Here is a 1,383-nt window from a genome sequence, read left to right as displayed (position 1 = left end):
CAAACAGAAAAAGCCCGCCCCGTTTGGGGCGGGCTTTTTTTGTTTCGACGGTTAGGTCTGAGACTATTCGACGAACGATCTCATCACCGCCTCCGATCACTCAACACTCTTTGGTGTACGACATGGGTGCGTCGCGGGCTTGTCGAGATCAAACGAGAAAGGGCGCCGGATGGGCGCCCTTTCCATTTGATCATTCGCTTGCGCGAATTACTCGACGATTTTCGACACAACGCCGGCGCCGACGGTGCGGCCGCCTTCGCGGATGGCGAAACGCAGGCCGTTTTCCATCGCGATCGGTGCGATCAGCTCAACCTCGAACGACACGTTGTCGCCGGGCATAACCATCTCGGTGCCAGCTGCCAGGGTCACGGTGCCGGTCACGTCAGTTGTACGGAAGTAGAACTGCGGACGGTAGTTCGCGAAGAACGGCGTGTGACGGCCACCCTCTTCCTTGGTCAGGATATAGGCTTCGGCTTCGAACTTGGTGTGCGGTGTAACCGAACCCGGCTTACACAGAACCTGGCCACGCTCAACACCTTCACGGTCAATACCACGCAGCAGCGCGCCGATGTTGTCGCCCGCTTCTCCACGATCCAGCAGCTTGCGGAACATTTCAACACCGGTACAGGTGGTTTTCTTGGTGTCGCGGATGCCGACGATTTCGATCTCGTCGCCAACATTGATCACGCCACGCTCAACACGACCGGTCACAACTGTACCACGGCCCGAGATCGAGAACACGTCTTCGACCGGCATCAGGAACGGCTGGTCAACAGCACGCTCAGGCGTCGGGATGTACTCGTCCACGGCAGCCATCAGCTTGCGGATCGATTCTTCGCCGATTTCCGGGTTGTTGCCTTCCATCGCGGCCAGTGCCGAACCGGCAATGATCGGAATGTCGTCGCCAGGGTAATCATACGAGCTCAGCAGCTCGCGGATTTCCATTTCAACCAGCTCCAGCAGCTCTTCGTCGTCAACCTGGTCAACTTTGTTCATGAACACGACCATGGTCGGGATACCAACCTGGCGGCCCAGCAGAATGTGCTCGCGGGTCTGAGGCATCGGGCCGTCAGCCGCGTTCACAACCAGAATCGCGCCGTCCATTTGCGCCGCACCGGTGATCATGTTCTTGACGTAGTCGGCGTGGCCGGGGCAGTCAACGTGGGCGTAGTGACGCGCATCGGTCTCGTATTCCACGTGGGCCGTCGAGATGGTGATGCCGCGGGCCTTCTCTTCCGGCGCGCCGTCAATCTGATCATACGCTTTGAAGTCACCGAAATACTTGGTGATTGCTGCGGTCAGCGTCGTCTTGCCGTGGTCAACGTGGCCAATCGTGCCGATGTTGACGTGCGGCTTATTACGCTCAAACTTTTCCTTTGCCAT

The 1,383-nt window shown here is 58.4% G+C and carries 1 protein-coding gene; it reads right to left on the bottom strand.

The genetic code is table 11. From position 1 onward, the window contains the following. Positions 1–207: 207 nt before the first annotated feature. Positions 208–1,383 (bottom strand): elongation factor Tu (gene tuf, locus FN806_RS20340; protein WP_142640426.1); only part of this gene is annotated, 1,176 nt, incomplete at its 5' end.

Source organism: Ruegeria faecimaris, from assembly GCF_900182615.1.
Lineage (GTDB): Bacteria > Pseudomonadota > Alphaproteobacteria > Rhodobacterales > Rhodobacteraceae > Ruegeria > Ruegeria faecimaris.
This window is presented reverse-complemented; position numbering and strand designations above follow the sequence as displayed.